Source organism: Streptomyces sp. NPDC015220 (assembly GCF_043079345.1).
Taxonomy (GTDB): domain Bacteria; phylum Actinomycetota; class Actinomycetes; order Streptomycetales; family Streptomycetaceae; genus Streptomyces.
Map to the genome: position 1 here is coordinate 436,605 of NZ_JBIBUK010000003.1, position 16,570 is coordinate 453,174.

11 protein-coding genes, 1 tRNA gene and 1 pseudogene are annotated in these 16,570 nt (G+C 72.2%); 5 read left to right on the top strand and 8 right to left on the bottom strand.

Going from position 1 to position 16,570, the window contains the following annotated elements; translation table 11 throughout:
• The first annotated feature begins 18 nt into the window (after positions 1-18).
• The 5 genes from topA (at position 19) to ACF061_RS11090 (ending at position 10,068) form a co-directional block, all read left to right on the top strand.
• Complete coding sequence (gene topA, locus ACF061_RS11070; RefSeq protein WP_392266535.1) at positions 19-2,859, top strand: type I DNA topoisomerase; 2,841 nt, start codon at positions 19-21, stop codon at positions 2,857-2,859.
• Positions 2,860-3,209: 350 nt separating this feature from the next.
• Entirely contained in the window at positions 3,210-6,581 is a 3,372-nt protein-coding gene (tmk, locus tag ACF061_RS11075) for a dTMP kinase (protein ID WP_392266536.1), read from the top strand.
• Between the two features lie 274 nt (positions 6,582-6,855).
• Positions 6,856-8,061 (top strand): DNA polymerase III subunit delta', encoded by a 1,206-nt coding sequence (locus ACF061_RS11080; protein ID WP_392266537.1) that lies wholly within the window; start codon positions 6,856-6,858, stop codon positions 8,059-8,061.
• A gap of 209 nt (positions 8,062-8,270) precedes the next feature.
• Positions 8,271-9,884 carry an alpha/beta hydrolase gene (locus tag ACF061_RS11085; protein WP_392266538.1) on the top strand — a complete coding sequence of 538 codons (1,614 nt, stop codon included), beginning with the start codon at positions 8,271-8,273 and terminating at the stop codon, positions 9,882-9,884.
• Positions 9,885-9,991: 107 nt separating this feature from the next.
• Positions 9,992-10,068, top strand: a tRNA-Thr gene (locus ACF061_RS11090).
• Between the two features lie 43 nt (positions 10,069-10,111).
• On the opposite strand, the gene ACF061_RS11095 is transcribed toward ACF061_RS11090, so the two are convergent.
• From ACF061_RS11095 to ACF061_RS11130, 8 genes and pseudogenes are all read right to left on the bottom strand, one after another.
• Positions 10,112-11,497 carry a tyrosine-type recombinase/integrase gene (locus ACF061_RS11095; RefSeq protein WP_392266539.1) on the bottom strand — a complete coding sequence of 462 codons (1,386 nt, stop codon included), beginning with the start codon at positions 11,495-11,497 and terminating at the stop codon, positions 10,112-10,114.
• 64 nt (positions 11,498-11,561) lie between these two features.
• Positions 11,562-11,765: a helix-turn-helix domain-containing protein gene (locus ACF061_RS11100; protein WP_392266540.1), complete on the bottom strand. Its 204-nt coding sequence runs from the start codon at positions 11,763-11,765 to the stop codon at positions 11,562-11,564.
• A gap of 178 nt (positions 11,766-11,943) precedes the next feature.
• On the bottom strand, positions 11,944-13,104 hold the full coding sequence (locus ACF061_RS11105) for a DUF3631 domain-containing protein (protein ID WP_392266541.1): 1,161 nt from the start codon (positions 13,102-13,104) through the stop codon (positions 11,944-11,946).
• On the bottom strand, positions 13,101-13,247 hold the full coding sequence (locus tag ACF061_RS11110; RefSeq protein ID WP_392266542.1) for a hypothetical protein: 147 nt from the start codon (positions 13,245-13,247) through the stop codon (positions 13,101-13,103). The genes ACF061_RS11105 and ACF061_RS11110 overlap by 4 nt, the downstream gene beginning before the upstream one ends.
• 206 nt (positions 13,248-13,453) lie before the next feature.
• Positions 13,454-14,356, bottom strand: a complete 903-nt coding sequence (locus ACF061_RS11115) for a bifunctional DNA primase/polymerase (RefSeq protein ID WP_392266543.1) — start codon at positions 14,354-14,356, stop codon at positions 13,454-13,456.
• A 505-nt stretch (positions 14,357-14,861) separates the two neighbouring features.
• Positions 14,862-15,404: pseudogene (locus ACF061_RS11120) on the bottom strand (protein spdB); the annotation flags it as partial.
• On the bottom strand, positions 15,401-15,847 hold the full coding sequence (locus tag ACF061_RS11125) for a Pycsar system effector family protein (RefSeq protein WP_392266544.1): 447 nt from the start codon (positions 15,845-15,847) through the stop codon (positions 15,401-15,403). The gene ACF061_RS11125 and the pseudogene ACF061_RS11120, both read right to left, overlap by 4 nt.
• On the bottom strand, positions 15,844-16,113 hold the full coding sequence (locus tag ACF061_RS11130) for a DUF6284 family protein (protein ID WP_392266545.1): 270 nt from the start codon (positions 16,111-16,113) through the stop codon (positions 15,844-15,846). Before ACF061_RS11130 ends, ACF061_RS11125 begins: the two co-directional genes overlap by 4 nt.
• Positions 16,114-16,570 lie beyond the last annotated feature (457 nt).

A 16,570-nucleotide genomic window follows, 5' to 3' on the forward strand; every position in this document is an offset into this window, starting at 1 on the left:
CCGGAGAGAAGAGCGAAGTTGTCCCCGACCAGCGAGACCGCACAGGGCGGCCGCCGACTCGTCATCGTCGAGTCGCCTGCCAAGGCGAAGACGATCAAGGGCTATCTCGGCCCCGGCTACGTCGTCGAAGCGAGCGTCGGGCACATCCGCGACCTTCCGAACGGGGCCGCGGAGGTCCCCGAGAAGTACACCGGTGAGGTCCGCCGCCTCGGTGTGGACGTCGAACACGACTTCCAGCCGATCTATGTGGTGAACGCCGACAAGAAGGCTCAGGTCAAGAAGCTCAAGGACCTGCTGAAGGACTCCGACGAGCTCTTCCTCGCCACCGATGAGGACCGCGAGGGCGAGGCCATCGCGTGGCACCTCCAGGAAGTGCTCAAGCCGAAGATCCCGGTCAAGCGGATGGTCTTCCACGAGATCACCAAGGACGCGATCCGGGCGGCCGTGGCCAACCCGCGCCAGCTCAACCAGAAGCTCGTCGACGCCCAGGAGACCCGCCGCATCCTCGACCGCCTCTACGGCTACGAGGTCTCGCCGGTGCTGTGGAAGAAGGTCATGCCGCGCCTGTCGGCCGGCCGCGTCCAGTCGGTCGCCACCCGGCTCGTGGTGGAGCGGGAACGCGAGCGCATCGCCTTCCGCTCCGCCGAGTACTGGGACCTGACCGGCACCTTCGCGACCGGCCGCGCGGGAGACCCCTCGGATCCGTCGTCGCTGGTCGCCCGCCTGCAGAGCGTCGACGGCCGGCGCGTCGCCCAGGGCCGCGACTTCGACTCCCTGGGACAGCTCAGGAGCGCGAACACCCTGCACCTCGACGAGGCGAACGCCCGCGCGCTCGCCACCGCCCTGGAGGACACCCGCTTCTCCGTCCGGTCCGTCGAGTCCAAGCCGTACCGCCGCTCGCCGTACGCGCCGTTCCGTACGACGACGCTGCAGCAGGAGGCCAGCCGCAAGCTGGGCTTCGGCGCGAAGGCGACCATGCAGATCGCGCAGAAGCTGTATGAGAACGGCTACATCACGTACATGCGTACGGACTCCACCACCCTGAGCGACACGGCGATCACCGCCGCCCGCGCCCAGGTCACCCAGCTCTACGGCGCCGCCTACCTGCCCCCGCAGCCGCGCACGTACGCCGGGAAGGTCAAGAACGCCCAGGAGGCGCACGAGGCGATCCGTCCTTCGGGGGACCGCTTCCGCACGCCCGCCGAGACCGGTCTGACCGGCGACCAGTTCAAGCTCTACGAGCTGATCTGGAAGCGCACGGTCGCCTCCCAGATGAAGGACGCCACCGGTGACTCGGTCACGGTGAAGATCGGCGGCACCGCCGCCGACGGCCGGGACGTCGAGTTCAGCGCCTCCGGCAAGACGATCACCTTCCACGGCTTCCTGAAGGCGTACGTCGAGGGCGCCGACGACCCGAACGCCGAGCTCGACGACCGCGAGCGCCGGCTGCCGCAGGTCGGCGAGGGCGACCCGCTCAGCGCCGAGGAGATCTCGGTCGACGGACACGCCACCAAGCCCCCGGCCCGTTACACCGAGGCAAGCCTGGTCAAGGAGCTCGAGGAGCGCGAGATCGGCCGCCCGTCGACGTACGCGTCGATCATCGGCACGATCCTCGACCGCGGGTACGTCTTCAAGAAGGGCACGGCCCTGGTGCCGTCCTTCCTGTCCTTCGCCGTGGTGAACCTTCTGGAGAAGCACTTCGGCCGGCTCGTCGACTACGACTTCACCGCCAGGATGGAGGACGACCTCGACCGCATCGCGCGCGGCGAGGCGCGGGCCGTGCCGTGGCTGAAGCGGTTCTACTTCGGCGAAGGCACGGGCGAGGGCGGTGCGGCCGAGGCCGGCAACGGCGACGGCGACCACCTCGGCGGCCTCAAGGAACTGGTGACCGACCTCGGTGCCATCGACGCGCGCGAGGTGTCCTCGTTCCCGGTCGGCAACGACACCGTGCTCCGCGTGGGCCGTTACGGTCCGTACATCGAGCGCGGCGAGAAGGACACCGAGCAGCACCAGCGCGCCGACATCCCGGACGACCTGGCGCCGGACGAGCTGAGTGTCGAGCTGGCCGAGGAACTGCTCGCCAAGCCCAGCGGCGACTTCGAACTGGGCACGGACCCGGAGACCGGGCACGCCATCGTCGCCAAGGCCGGCCGCTACGGCCCGTACGTCACGGAGGTCCTTCCCGAGGGCACCCCGAAGACGGGCAAGAACGCGGTCAAGCCGCGCACGGCGTCCCTGTTCAAGTCGATGTCCCTGGACACGGTGACCCTGGGCGACGCGCTGAGGCTCATGTCGCTGCCGCGCGTGGTCGGCGTAGACGCCGAGGGACAGGAGATCACCGCGCAGAACGGCCGTTACGGTCCGTACCTGAAGAAGGGCACGGACTCGCGGTCGCTGCAGTCCGAGGACCAGCTCTTCACGATCACGCTGGAGGAGGCGCTGGCGATCTACGCCCAGCCCAAGCAGCGGGGTCGCGCCGCGGCGAAGCCGCCGCTGAAGGAGCTGGGCGAGGACCCGGTCAGCGGAAAGCCGGTCGTGGTGAAGGACGGCCGCTTCGGGCCGTACGTCACCGACGGCGAGACCAACGCCACGCTGCGCTCCGGCGACAGCGTCGAGGCGATCACCCCGGAGCGCGGTTTCGAGCTGCTCGCGGAGAAGCGCGCGAAGGGACCGGCGAAGAAGGCCGCGAAGAAGGCGCCGGCCAAGAAGACGGCGGCGAAGAAGACCACGGCGACGGCCGCCAAGAAGACGGCGGCCAAGAAGACCGCGGCGAAGAAGACGACCACCGCCAAGAAGACGGCCGCCAAGTCGACGGCCGCGAAGAAGGCGACGACGGCTTCGAAGGCCGCGGAGGACTGATCTCCGGGCCGCGCCCCGGCAGCCGGTCGGGTCTTCCGGGGGTGTCACGGCCGGTCCACCGGGTCCGGCCGGCCCGTCCCCCGGCCCCGACCGCGCCCTCGCGGCCGGTCGGGTCTTCCGCGGCGCGCCCGGGGTCGGCTGGTTCTTCCGGCCGGGTCCGGTCGGCTCCCACGGCCTCCGGGCCGCCTTCCGGCGGTCGCGTCCGGCGCTCGGAGGCGGACGCGGTCCGGGTGGACGGACCTTCACGGCTCGTTCGCGAAACGAACGCCCCGGCATCACTTTGGTGTCGGGGCGTGCACACGTTCGGGCGGTCACCGCGTGCTGTCCGTACGTCCCGATAGGCTGAACGCATGACGCGAGCCGAGCAGCCAACGGCCCACACTCCAGCCCCGGCCCCCGACGACGCACTGCTGGCGGATTCCCGCGAGCGCGCCGTCCGCGCCCTGCTGCGAAGGCCGCAGCTGAAGCGGCTCTGGAGCGCACAGCTGGTGGGCGGCACCGGGGACGCCCTCGCGCTCCTGGTGCTGGTCCTCCTCACCCTCCGGACGGCCGCCGCCGAAGGTTCCTTCGGCGGCGGTTACCGGGGCGTGGCGTTCGCAGTGGCGACCGTCTTCGCGGCCCGTGTCCTGGCGACCGTGCTCTTCGGAGCGGTGCTCCTCGGCCCGCTCACCGCGCTCACCTCCCAGGACGGACCGCTCGACCGCCGCTGGACCATGGTCGGCGCGGACGGGGTGCGAGCCGCGCTGCTGATCGTCGCGCCGCTGTGGATCGACTGGACACCGGGCAACGCGCTGGTCCTCCTCCTGGTCACGGTCTTCGTGACCGGGGCCGCCGAGCGGCTGTGGTCGGTGTGCCGGGAAAGCGCGGCCCCCGCGCTGCTGCCCGCCCCGCCCCCGGAAGGCGCCACCGTCCGCCCGCTGCCGGACCACCTCGACGCGCTGCGCCGTCTGTCGCTGCGGACGAACTTCCTGGCGATCCCGCTGGCCGCCGCCGCGCTGATCGTCGCGTCCCTGCTCAACAACCTGCTGGGCACCGGCATCACCTGGTTCGACCAGCACCAGGCGGCTCTCGGCGCGTATATGGCGGCCGGCCTGTTCGCCGCCTCCCTGTCCGTGCTGACCTACCTGGAGCTGCCCGGGACGCGCACCCCGCGCGCCCGGTCGCCGCTGGAGGGACTGCGCCGCCCGAAGACCGGCGCCGGCGTCGACAAGGGCCGCACCGGGGCCGTACCGCTGCTGATCCTCGCCTCGGCCGCCGTGGCCGGGGCCATCGCCGCCGCGGTCTCCGTCACCGCGCTGCACACCCAGGACCTGGGCGGCGGCCCGGTGCTCTACGGACTGGCGGTGCTCGCCGTGACCGGCGGTGTCGCCGTCGGCGTCCGGACGGCGCCCAGGGCACTCGTGACGCTGTCGCGGCGCCGCCTGCTGGCGCTGGCGATCGCCCTCACCGGTGTCGCGCTGCTCGCCGCCGGACTGGTCCCGGACGTCACCACTGACCTGCTGATCCTCGTTCTCGCCGGCATGAGCGCGGGCATCGCCGCCAACACCGGGCACACGCTGCTCGACCTGGAGGCCGAGGACTACCGCCGACCGCGTATGACCGAACACCTGCACGCGGTGGTACGGGTCCTCGTCGCGCTGGGCGCCGTGCTCGCCCCGGTGGTCGCGGCCGGCATCGGCCCGCACCGGTTGGAGAACGGCAGGTTCGTGTTCGCGCACGGCGGCGCCGCCTTCACGCTGATGCTGGTCGGCGCGCTGCTGCTGCCCGTGGCCGCGCTGGTCCTCGCCAAGGTCGACGACCGTTCCGGCGTACCGCTCAGGCAGGACCTGGTCGACGCCCTGCGCGGTGACGACCCGGTGACGGCCCCGGCGGACTCCGGCTTCTTCATCGCCCTGGAGGGCGGCGACGGCGCGGGCAAGTCCACGCAGGCCGAGGCGCTCGCCGACTGGATCAGGGCCAAGGGCCACGAGGTCGTCCTCACCCGTGAGCCGGGCGCCACACCCGTGGGCAAGCGGCTGCGCTCCATCCTGCTGGACGTGTCCTCGCAGGGACTGTCGCACCGGGCGGAGGCGCTGCTGTACGCCGCCGACCGCGCGGAGCACGTGGACACGGTCGTACGGCCCGCCCTGGAGCGCGGCGCCGTCGTGATCACGGACCGGTACATCGACTCCTCCGTCGCCTACCAGGGGGCGGGCCGCGACCTGTCCCCGACCGAGATCGCACGGATCTCCCGGTGGGCGACGAACGGACTGGTGCCGCACCTGACGGTCCTGCTGGACGTCTCGCCGGAGACGGCCCGCGAACGGTTCACCGAGGCGCCCGACCGTCTGGAGTCGGAGCCGGCCGAGTTCCACGCGCGCGTGCGGTCAGGTTTCCTGGCGCTCGCCGCCGCCGACCCCGGCCGGTACCTCGTGGTGGACGCCGGCCAGGAGCCCGAGGCGGTGACCACGGTCGTCCGGCACCGGCTCGACCAGGTGCTGCCCCTGTCCGAGGCCGAGGTGAAGGCCCAGGAGGAGGCGCGGAAGGCGGCCGAGGAGGAGGCGCGCCGCAAGGCCGAGGAGGAGGCCCGGCGCAAGGCCGAGGAGGAGCGGCTGGAGCGGGAGCGCCAGGAGCAGCTCGCCCGGCTGCGCGCCGAGGAGGAGGAGCGCAAGCGGCGCGAACTGGAGGAGGCGCAGCGGCGCGAGGCCGAACGGCAGGCCGAGGAGGCCCGGCAGCGCGCCGAGGAAGCGCGCCGGCGTGCCGAGGAGGAGCGCGCCCGGCTGCTCGCCGAGGAGCAGGCACGGGCGGAGGCCGAGGCCCGGCGCAAGGCCGAGGAGGAACGGCGGCGTCAGCAGGCCGAGGAGGAGGCCCGGCTGCACGCCGAGGCCGAGGCGCGGCGCATGGAGAAGCAGCGCAAGGCCGAGGAGGCGCTGCTGCGGGCCGAGGAGGCCCGGCGCGCCGCCGAACAGGCCGCCGCCGTCGCACAGGCGGGCCCCCGCCGGCCGGAGCCGCCCGCTGCCGCGTCGACGCCGCCGTCGGACGCGGTGACCGTGCCGACGCCGGTCGTGACGCCGACGAACGCCACCGGCGGCCCGGTGGACGAGACGGCGGTGCTGCCGCCGGTGCGTGACGGCCGGGACGACGACAGGAGCGGCGGGCGGGTCCCGGACGGGGCCGCGCGCGGTGCGGGAGCATCCGGGTTCGAGCCGGAGTCCGAGGTCACGGCCGAACTGCCGCAGCCGGTGGTGCCTCCCATCCCGCCGGGATCGGCGGACGAGACGGCTGTGCTGCCGTCGGTTCCGCCTGCCGGAGCGGCCGATGAGACGGCTGTGCTGCCGTCGGTTCCGCCTGCCGGAGCGGCGGACGAGACGGCCGTCATGCCACCGGTGCGCGACGAGGCCCCGGCGCGCGACGAGGGTGGTGCGGCGCAGGAGCACGGTGGCGATCCCGCGGGCCGGATTCCGCCGGGGTACTTCCGGGACGAGCGGCCGTCGGCCGCCCGGCCCGACGGTTCCGAGGGCCGCACGCGTGAACTTCCGCAGGTCGGGGCCGACGGCACGGCGCGACGGCGGCCCCGGCCGGACTGGGCCGAGGAGACACCGCTGGACGATCTGCCGACGCTTGCGGACGAGCTGCTGGGACCGCGCCAGGACGACGGGGAGTACGACGACGGCCGGGGCGGCAACGCGGACGGATCCGGCCGCGGGGACGGACACGGCCGGGGTCACGGCAGGCGGCGCTGAGCCCGTGGGCGGTCCGCCGCACCGGCGGGCCGCCATCGGCCGTCGTCGGCGTGCCGCCCGCCCGTGGCCGCCCGGTTGCCCGGCCCGCTGCCGGTGCGGGATCAGCGGGTCGCCGGTCCGCCGTGCGAGGACTGCCGGTCCGTCGCCGGAGGATCGCCGGTCCGCCGTCGGGGACTGCCGGTCCGCCGTCGAAGGACCGCTGGTCCGGTTTGTCAGTGGTCCCCCGCACAATGGACTGCGCACCAGGAACCGGGACGGAAGGGCGGCGTGACCCATGAGCGTGTGGGACGACCTCGTCGGGCAGGAGAAGGTCGGCGAGCAACTGGACGCCGCCGCCCGTGACGCCGACGCCCTGGTCACCGCTGCAGCCTCCGACGCCCCGCCGCCGGAGGCGTCGAAGATGACCCACGCGTGGCTCTTCACCGGGCCGCCCGGTGCGGGAATCACGCAGACGGCACGGGCCTTCGCCGCGGCGCTCCAGTGCGTGAGCCCCGACCGCGCCCTCGGCGGAGCTCCCGGCTGCGGCTTCTGCGACGGCTGCCACACCGCGCTGATCGGCACCCACGCCGACGTCACCACGGTCGCGGCCGTCGGCACGCAGATCCTCGCCGACGACATGCGCGACACCGTCCGCAAGTCGTTCACCTCCCCGGCGAACGGCCGCTGGCAGGTGATCCTCGTCGAGGACGCCGAGCGGCTGAACGAGAAGTCCGCCAACGCGGTTCTGAAGGCCGTCGAGGAGCCGGCCCCCCGCACCGTCTGGCTGCTGTGCGCCCCCTCGATCGAGGACGTCCTCCCCACGATCCGCTCCCGCTGCCGCCACCTGAACCTGAGCACCCCGTCCGTGGACGCCGTCGCCGACATGCTCGTACGCCGTGAGGGCGTCGAGCCCGAGGTCGCGGCCGCCGCCGCCCGCGCCACCCAGGGTCATGTCGACCGGGCCCGCCGGCTGGCCACCGACCCGGCCGCGCGCGAGCGCCGTGCCGCCGTTCTGAAACTCCCGCTGCGCCTGGACGACATCGGCGGCTGCCTCAAGGCGGCCCAGCAGTTGGTCGACGCCGCAGCGGACGACGCCAAGGCGCTCGCCGAGGAGAGGGACGTCAAGGAGACCGAGGAGCTGAAGGCGGCACTCGGCGCCGCGCAGGGCGGTCGGCTGCCGCGCGGTACGGCGGGCGTGATGAAGGACCTGGAGGAGAAGCAGAAGCGCCGCCGCACCCGGACCCAGCGCGACAGCCTCGACCTCGCCCTGATCGATCTCACGGCCTTCTACCGGGACGTCCTGGCACTCCAGCTCGGCACCCGCCTGGCCATCGCCAACGCGGACGTCGAGGACACGCTCGAACGCATCGCCCGCGACAGCTCGCCGGAGTCCACCCTGCGGCGGATCGACGCGATCGCCGCCTGCCGGGAGGCCCTCGATCGCAATGTGGCCCCACTTCTGGCGGTGGAGGCGATGACGATGGCCCTCAGAGCCGGCTGACCACCCAACGCCCCTTCCCGCCGGTTCCCGGCACCGGACGCCGTACGCCCACACCGGACGTCGGCACCGGACGCCACACGCCTGCACCGGAAGTCGTCGCCCGACGCCGACGCCCGGCTGGTCGTCACGCACGGTTGACGGCATCACTCGTACGCGGCACGGCAGGCGCGGAGCGCTTCCAAATGATCGCGGAGAGTTACGATCGCTGGATGTACTTCAGGCGCTCCCTTCGTCCGGACAGCCCTCCGAGCGGTCGACGCGGCCCCCGGATCGCCCGCACTGGCGGCTCCCTCCTGGCAGCCGCGGCCCTGCTCGTCTCGGCCTGCTCGTCCGGAAGCACAGAGCACCGGGCCACGCCCGCGGCGGAGGCGGTGCTGGCCGCGCTGCCGAGGTCCACTCCGTCCGCCCTCGCGCCGTACTACGGCCAGAAGCTGTCCTGGCGGGACTGCGGGGTCCCCGGTTTCCAGTGCGCGACGATGAAGGCGCCGCTGGACTACGCCAAGCCCTCCGCGGGCGGCATCGCGCTGGCCGTGGCCCGCAAGAAGGCCACGGGGCCGGGCAAGCGCCTGGGCTCGCTGTTGCTCAACCCGGGCGGTCCGGGCGGCTCGGCCGTCGGCTATCTCCAGCAGTACGCCGGCCTGGGCTACCCGGCCGAGATCCGTGCCCGCTACGACATGGTGGCGATGGACCCGCGCGGAGTCGCCCGCAGCGCGCCCGTCGAGTGCCTCGACGACCGGGCCATGGACGCGTACACGCAGACCGACGTCACGCCCGACGACCACAAGGAGGCCGAGGCGCTCGTCGGCGCGTACCGCAGGTTCGCCGAGGGGTGCGGGTCCCGTGAGCCCCGGTTGCTGCGGCACGTCTCCACTGTGGAGGCGGCCCGCGACATGGACGTCCTCCGAGCGGTCCTCGGCGACGAGAGGCTGAACTACGTCGGCGCGTCGTACGGGACGTTCCTGGGCGCGACGTACGCCGGCCTGTTCCCGGCCCGGGCGGGCCGTCTCGTCCTGGACGGCGCGATGGACCCCACCCTGACCGCCCGCCGGATGAACCTCGACCAGACGACCGGCTTCGAGGCGGCGTTCCAGTCGTTCGCGAAGGACTGCGTACGCCAGAGCGACTGCCCGCTCGGCGGCCGGGGCACCGCCCCGCAGCAGGCCGGCGAGCGCCTCGCGGCCTTCTTCCGCAGGCTCGACGCGCACCCGCTCCCCGCCGGCGACAGGAGCGGCCGCAACCTCGGTGAGGCGCTCGCCACGACCGGGGTGATCGCGGCGATGTACGACCGCGGCGCCTGGCCGCAGCTGCGCGAAGCGCTGAAGACGGCGATGGAGGACAACGACGGCGCCGGGCTGCTGATCCTGTCCGACAGCTACTACGAACGCGACTCCGCCGGTCACTACAGCAACCTGATGTACGCCAACGCCGCCGTGAACTGCCTGGACCTCCCCGCGGCGTTCTCCTCCCCCGACGACGTTGAGAAGGCCGTCCCGGCTTTCCAGAAGGCGTCTCCGGTCTTCGGCGAGGGCCTCGCCTGGGCCTCCCTGAACTGTGCGTACTGGCCGGTGAGGCCCACCGGACAGCCGCACCGCATCGAGGCCGGGGGAGCGGCCCCCATCCTCGTGGTCGGAACCACCCGCGATCCGGCGACCCCCTACATCTGGGCCCAGGCACTGGCCAACCAGCTCACCTCGGGCCGCCTGCTCACCTACGACGGCGACGGCCACACCGCCTACGGCCGGGGCAGTCGCTGCATCGACACCGCGATCGACACCTACCTCCTGCGCGGCACCCCGCCGGCCGACGGGAAGCACTGCTCGTAACGGCGTCACCCGCCCCGGAAGACCCCGCTCCGGGGCGGGTACGAAGCACCCCCCGGGACTGTGTAGACTTACGGACGTTGCCGACAGCACCCTGGTGCGGGCAGCACGCCGCTTTAGCTCAGATGGCCAGAGCAACGCACTCGTAATGCGTAGGTCTCGGGTTCGAATCCCGAAAGCGGCTCCATGCGAAGCCCAGCCCAGACATTGTCTGAGCTGGGCTTTTTCGTTCAGCGGATGCGGCGGCGGCGCCGTGCCCGCTCGGCTCGCCGGTCCTCGGTCTCAGTTCTGGTCTCAGTAGGGGTCATCTGGCGCGGCATGAAGGCGTCTCCCATACGGCGCATGGCGTCCTTCGAGAGGTGGGACCGGCCCTTCACGTACCGCCGTGTCTGGCTGATCTGGGTGTGCCGCAGGATCTCCATGATCGTGGGCATGTCCACCCCGAGTTCGTTGAGGATCGTCCCGGCGGTGTGCCGGCTGCCGTCGTACAGGCGCCGGTCGTCGATGCCCGCTTCCGCCAGCAGCTCCTTGAACTCCGCCCAGTCGGCCCGCGGGTCGATGGGGCGACCGTCCGGGCGGGTGAAGACCGCGCCGCACTCTTGCCACAGCTCGCCGGCCGCCGTGCGCATGGCGTCCTGCTGCTCCTTGTGCGCGAGCAGGTAGGGCACGAACGGCGGCGGGATCGGTACCGGGTTCCTGCTCTTCTTCGTCTTGGGGCGGGTGAAGACCAGGCCACCGCCCTTGCGCTGCGGGCAGGTGCTCGCGTGGGCCTTGCAGCCCTTCGGGCACGGCTTCGGGCACCCGCGCTTGTAGCCCTTGTGCGTGGAGCAGTCCGGCGGGCAGGGCTCGAACCGATGCAGCCGGGCGCCGCAGGCGTGCGGGTCCTTGCAGCCGTGGCGCCAGGTGAGTCGCTGAAGTTGCCACTGGGGGTGGAACAACTCGTTTTCGAGGTCGACGTATGACCAGCGCAGTCCGAGCGTTTCGCCCTGCCGGAAGCCCATGCCGACCCCGACGCACCAGCGCATGAACGTAGGCCGTTCGGCAGCGGCCTCCAGGAACGCTTTGGCTTCCTCGGTCGTGAACGGATTTGCCTCGGTCTCGTCGACGGTCGGAGGGTCCACCAGCGTGGCCACGTTCTCGACGATGAGGCGCCGGCGGTGGGCGATTTTCAGGGCCCGCGACAGGATGCGGTGGACCTTGAGCACGTGGGAGGGGGCGTGTCCCTCGTCGAGCATGGCCCGGTACATCCGTTCCAGATGCTCGGGGGCGAGCTTGTCGAGCCGGTGCTGTCCCACGCCGGGGATGATGTCGTTGCGCGTCTTGGACCAGTAGTCGTCCAGTGACCGCGGCTTGAGCTTCAGGCTCGCGATCTCGGTCAGGTAGGTGTCCATCCACTGCGCCACGGTCGGCGCGCGGCCGGCCTTCGGGGCGCGGCCCCTGTCGCGCAGTGCTTCCAGCTCACGGACCTTGCGGCGTACTTCCGCCTCGGTCCTGGCGCGACGGTGGCGCCGGTCCGGGCTGCCGTCGTTCTTGACGCCCATCGTGACGCGGCCGTGCCACCAGCCGTCCACGCCCAGGTAGATGGATGACTCCAGGTTGGCCTTGCGGGGGCTCAATGTTCCTCCATGCGTGAGACGGCCCCGGACGCAGAGTCCGGGACCGCCTCGGGGTGTGCGCGGGTCAGTTGGGCAGCGGGGTGAGGCTCGCCACGTAGCGTTCAAGGTCGGCTCGCCTGATCCGGCGGCAGCGGCCCAGCTTGATGTACGTCAGGGCGCCGGTGGCCATCAGCTCGTAGAGGGTGGAACGGCCGATGGCGAGTGCTTCGGCGGCTTCCTCGGGGGTGTAGAGAAGTCGGTCGATAGAGGGAGCGACGGCGGTGCTCATCCGGGATGTCTCCTCGGTGGGTGCGTCCGGTCTCGGCTTGGCTCTCAGGAGTCCGCTACATCCGCTACAGCGCTACATCGCAGGTCAGCGGGGGTGTTTTTGTAGCGGAGGTGTGGCGTGTAGCGGCTACGCATGCGCTACGGGGTGGCGGGTGTAGCCGCTACACGCTTGGGTGCCGCTACAGATTCACCGTCTCTGAGCTGGGCTGTAGCGGTGTAGCGGATGTAGCGGCTTCCTGGGGAGGGGGTGGGCAGTAGCGGGCCCACGCGTCTTCCAGGTCGGCGGAGACGAAGCCTTTGAGGACTCCGCCGGCGGTGCGGATGTTGCGGGAGCGGATCGGTTCGTTGTCGGCGGTCATGTACTCGGCGAGCATCCGGGACAGGCGGCGGTGGTCGAGCGGCCGGCCGTCCAGGTCGGCCCATGGGGCGTCGTCCAGGGCGTTGAGCCGGTCGAGGATGGCGATGGTGGGCAGGCGGTCCATGCCGATGAGCACGTGGTCGCGCAGGTCGGTGAGCAGGCGGATGCCGAGACTGTGCTTGTCGGTGGTCTGGGATGCCTTGACCAGCGTCACGCACGCTTCCCGGGCCCGGTGGGGCCAGTGGCCGCCGGCGGCGTCGGCGACGGCGAGCAGGGGTTCCCACACGTCGGCGGGCCGGTCGGTGATCCCGTCGGGCATTTCGGGCCAGGCTCCGGCGACCGAGCCTCGGGCGTGTTCGGCCCACTGGGCGAGCCGGTCGCGCAGCTTGCGGCCCTCCGCCTCGTGGATGCGGGCGCGGAAGGGTTCTACGCGTTCGTTGCGGGCGCGGCGGCGCATGCGGATGACGACGGAGCGGGTCAGGATCGTGTCGGGCAGCGAGCCGAGTCCGGCGACCGCGACCGCACAGTACGAGGGGAACGCCTGCACGGTCTGGTTGCCGCCGTCGCCGATGCACCGGTAAGTGACCCCGGAGCGCCGGTGGCCGGCGTTCAGGAACCCGCGTAGTTCCTCGTTGTCCCCTGCCTTGGGGCCGAAGATGGTGTCGATTTCATCGAAGAGGATGGTCGGCCGGCCGTCGGCTCCGGACACGGCCCGGAAGAGGGCGGCGGCGGAGGCGTTGACCGCGGTCATCGGGTGCGGCACGAGGGTTTCCACGATCTCCAGCGCCCGTGACTTGCCTGAGCCGGGTTCGGGGGAGAGGAAGGCGAGGCGGGGGGTGGAGTCGAAGCAGTCGAGCAGGTGGGCGTGAGCGTCCCACAGGGCGACGGCGACGTAGGCGGCCTCGTGCGGGAAGACGTTGAAGCGACGGTGGAAGGCTTCCACCTCGTCCAGCAGCGCGGCCCCGTCGATGGTGGGGGTCATGCGGCGGCCCTTCCTTCCTTGGGGTTGCGCAGGGGGCAGGCGTCGCGGTGGGCGGTGTGGTCGGTGATCAGGGCGAGCACCCGGCGATGGCCGACGGCGCTGCGGTCCCAGCCGCACGCGCACCACGAGGTGGCGGTGGGCACGGCACCGCGCGGCGCGACGATGTACAGCCACGCGACGGGGTACCGGCCGTCACCCCGGGGCGGGTCAGGACGAACAGCAGAAGGGACGCCCTGACGGGCGGCGCCTTTCGGCTCGCCCACGGCCGTCGGCGGTGCGGCCGGTCCAGCGTGGCCCGGGTCGGTGGGGGTGGGGGGTTGGCCTTCCAAGCGGGGGCGGTTGGGGGTGGTCATGCCGCCTCCCGGGGCCGGGCGGTGCGCAGGGAGCTGTCCAGGGCGCTGCGGATCGTGGCGCGGCACTCGGCGGCGGTGAGTCCCACCGCCTCTCCTGCCGCTTGGAAGGCCTCCTCGGCCACGTGTCGGGGGAGGTCGCTCCATGCGACGAACCGCCCCACCTTGAAGGCGCACCGGTTTAGCGTGACGTTGCGCAGTCCGTCCGGGGCCGCGGCCACGGCGGCGCATTCGGCTTCCAGCGCGGCCAGTGCCGCGCGGCTGCCGTCCACCGCGGGCAGCTTCAGTGGGCCCACCGGACGCGCGGGGGCGGGCCGCAGGATGCTCAGCATCCATCCGGGCAGAGCAACCGTCGCGGAGCCGCACAGAGCCTCGTACGGTCCGGTGGGGGTGATGCTGCCGGCGGCGACGACGTACCCGCCCCACGCGCGGGTGTCGACCGAAGCGGCAACCGTCCCGGCGGTGTTGGCCAGGCGGACGTCGGACGGGGCGGTGAAGTACAGGTGCGTCCCGCCGCTCGCGGTCCGCACTCGGTAGGTGTGGGGGACGGCGTGGCCGGCGCGCTCGCAGAGCGCCGCAAAGGTCGTCGCGCCGTCAGGCGCGTCCGAACTGCCCTTGTGCTCGGGGGTGTCTAGGTCGACCACCACGAGCCGCGAGGGGCCGGTGGCGATGCCGACGTTGAACGGTGCCCGCGACCACGCGGCGCGGATACGGTCCGGTTCGGTGGTGGCGCGCTGCTCCCACTTGCGGTGCCCGTGCTCGCACTGGCCGGTGCGGGGGCAGGTGGCCTCTCCGTGGAGGGCGGGCCGCTTGGTGCCGGGGCGGAGGGGGAAGACGTGCCAGCCGCGGGCGGCAGCGTCTAGGGCTGTGGACAGCAGCGCTAAACGGGGGTCATGGGTCATGCTGGGTGTCTCCAGTTCCTTGGTTGGGTGCTGGTGAGAAGGGCGACCCCGTTCCGCCAAGAACTTGTGGGGTCGCCCTTTTTCCTGCGCTTGTGCAAGGGGGGCGCAGGTGTCGGAGGGGGCGGTTATGGTCGCCGCATGACGACGACTGTGGATCTTGTGCCGGGTCTGATCACGACACGTGACGCCATTGCGGCGGCCTACGGCTGCGGGACGTTCCAGGGCATCGAGCCGGCCGAAAAGGCGGGGAAGGTGTTCGTCTACTCCGACCCGTCCGCGGGCGAGGAGTACGGGTACACCTTCGACGGCCGGGCGGAAGATGACGAGTTCGGCCCGCTGTACCTGTACACCGGTGCCGGCGCGAACGGCCCGCAAAAGCCTTCCGGCCGTAACGGGTCACTGCTGAGTGCGGCGGAGAAGAACCGCGAGATCCATTTGTTCGTCGCGCACGGCAAGGTGCCGGGTAGCGGGGCGATGCGGCAGCGTTACATCGGTCAGATGGGCTCGCGAGGGTCTGTGCCGTCTTCGCCTGGACGCGTGCGACGCGGGCCCCGGCCGCCGTCACAGCCGTCAGCCGGGTCTCCTCGGTGGCCGCTTCGGCCCGTAGCCGGGCCCGGGCCACGGCCGCCTCGTCCCGTGCCTCCTGCTGAATACCGCGGATGGCATCCAGCGCCTTCGACGTGAGCGCGGTCCGCTCCCACAGCCCGTGCACCAGCCACAGAGCCTTCGCGGCGACCGGCAGCCAGGCCACGGCCAGCCACGCGGCGGCCGAGCCGTCGGCGGTGAGGGCGTGGGCGATGAGGACGCCGGCGGCGATGAGCCCGAACGACCAGCCCACTGCCGTGACCGCGGGGCTGTGGTCGCCCTGTGCCGCGAGGCGGCGCTCGTAGGCAAGGGTGGCCAGCCATCCACCGTCGATCCCGAGTCCGACGACCAGCGCGACCGGCCACGGCACCGCCCCGCCCAGCCACATCACGACCACAGCCAGGGTGAGGACCATCGAGACGGCCGTCATCGCGACGGCCGGCAGCACGGTCTTGGCGTTCACGCCACACCCCCCACGCTGAGCAGGACGGCGAGGATGAGCAGGGCTCCGCCGGTCATGGTGAGGTCGACGGCGCTGCGCAGGCAGGTGAACTTGGCGACCGCCAGACGGGACAGACCGGCGACGTCCGCGGCCAGATCACCGGCCACCGCATTCATGATCTGGTCGGGGGTGAGGGTGGCCCACAGGGGGAAGCCGTGTCGGCCGCCCAGGTTCGGCCGCACCGAACGCAGCAGCAAACCGGCCGCACCGACCAGCACCGCCATCCCCGCGCCGCCGACGGCGGTCGCCGGCACGGTCAGGGGCAGGTCGCGGGCCACCGACCACGTGCCGGCGAGCACCGCGCCGACGAACGCCAGCAGCAGCGCGGTCTTGCTGTCCGTCCGCGCGATCTCCGCCTTCACCTCGGCATGTGCGGCGACCAGGTCCCGTCCCGTGGCGCTCACGCGGCACCCCCGGGCAGACTCGCGCCGGCGGTGCGGTTGAGCAGCGCGACCCGCGCGGCCAGCGCGCGGCGGCGGGCCCGGCGGATACGGCGAGCGTCCAACTCGGTCGGCGTGCGATCCAGGGTGACGATGTGCGCGTCCAGCAGGTCGACGTCCGCGAGGATCACGGGCATCTCCCGCTCGATCGCCTCCAGCTCCGCGGCCGTCGGCTCCATGAAGTCAGCGAACGCGGTAACAGCGTCCTGAACAGTGACGATGTGCTCCATTGGGTCGTGGTTCCTCTCACAAGGGTGAACGGCCCGAACGCGGTCCCCGGGGTGCCACCCGGGGACCGCTCGCCGTTGAAGTCGGGACATCCGGCTCCCCGCACTCCCGCCCGTACGTCCTCACGCAGTACGCGGGACGGACGGACGGGAGAGGCAACCGGCCGCAGCGTCAACGCTGCGGAACCGAGAGCGGACCGAACTACCACAGGGCGCCGTCGGCCGGTCCATCACGGCGGCGCCCAGAGCTGTCGTTGACGCATCGCAGAACTCCTGTCGGTCGAGGAAACGAGGAAACGCACTGCAAGGGGGACCTATGTCCCCACCCTCCGGCCGTTGCTCGCGGTCACCGGGCCACCTCGCCAGTACGGGCCGAAACCCTGTTCTGCCTGGCCTTAGCGGGCGGTCTTGCAGCGTCTCCGCCCTGCGTTTCGGCACAGCCCAAAGAAGGCCCACCGAT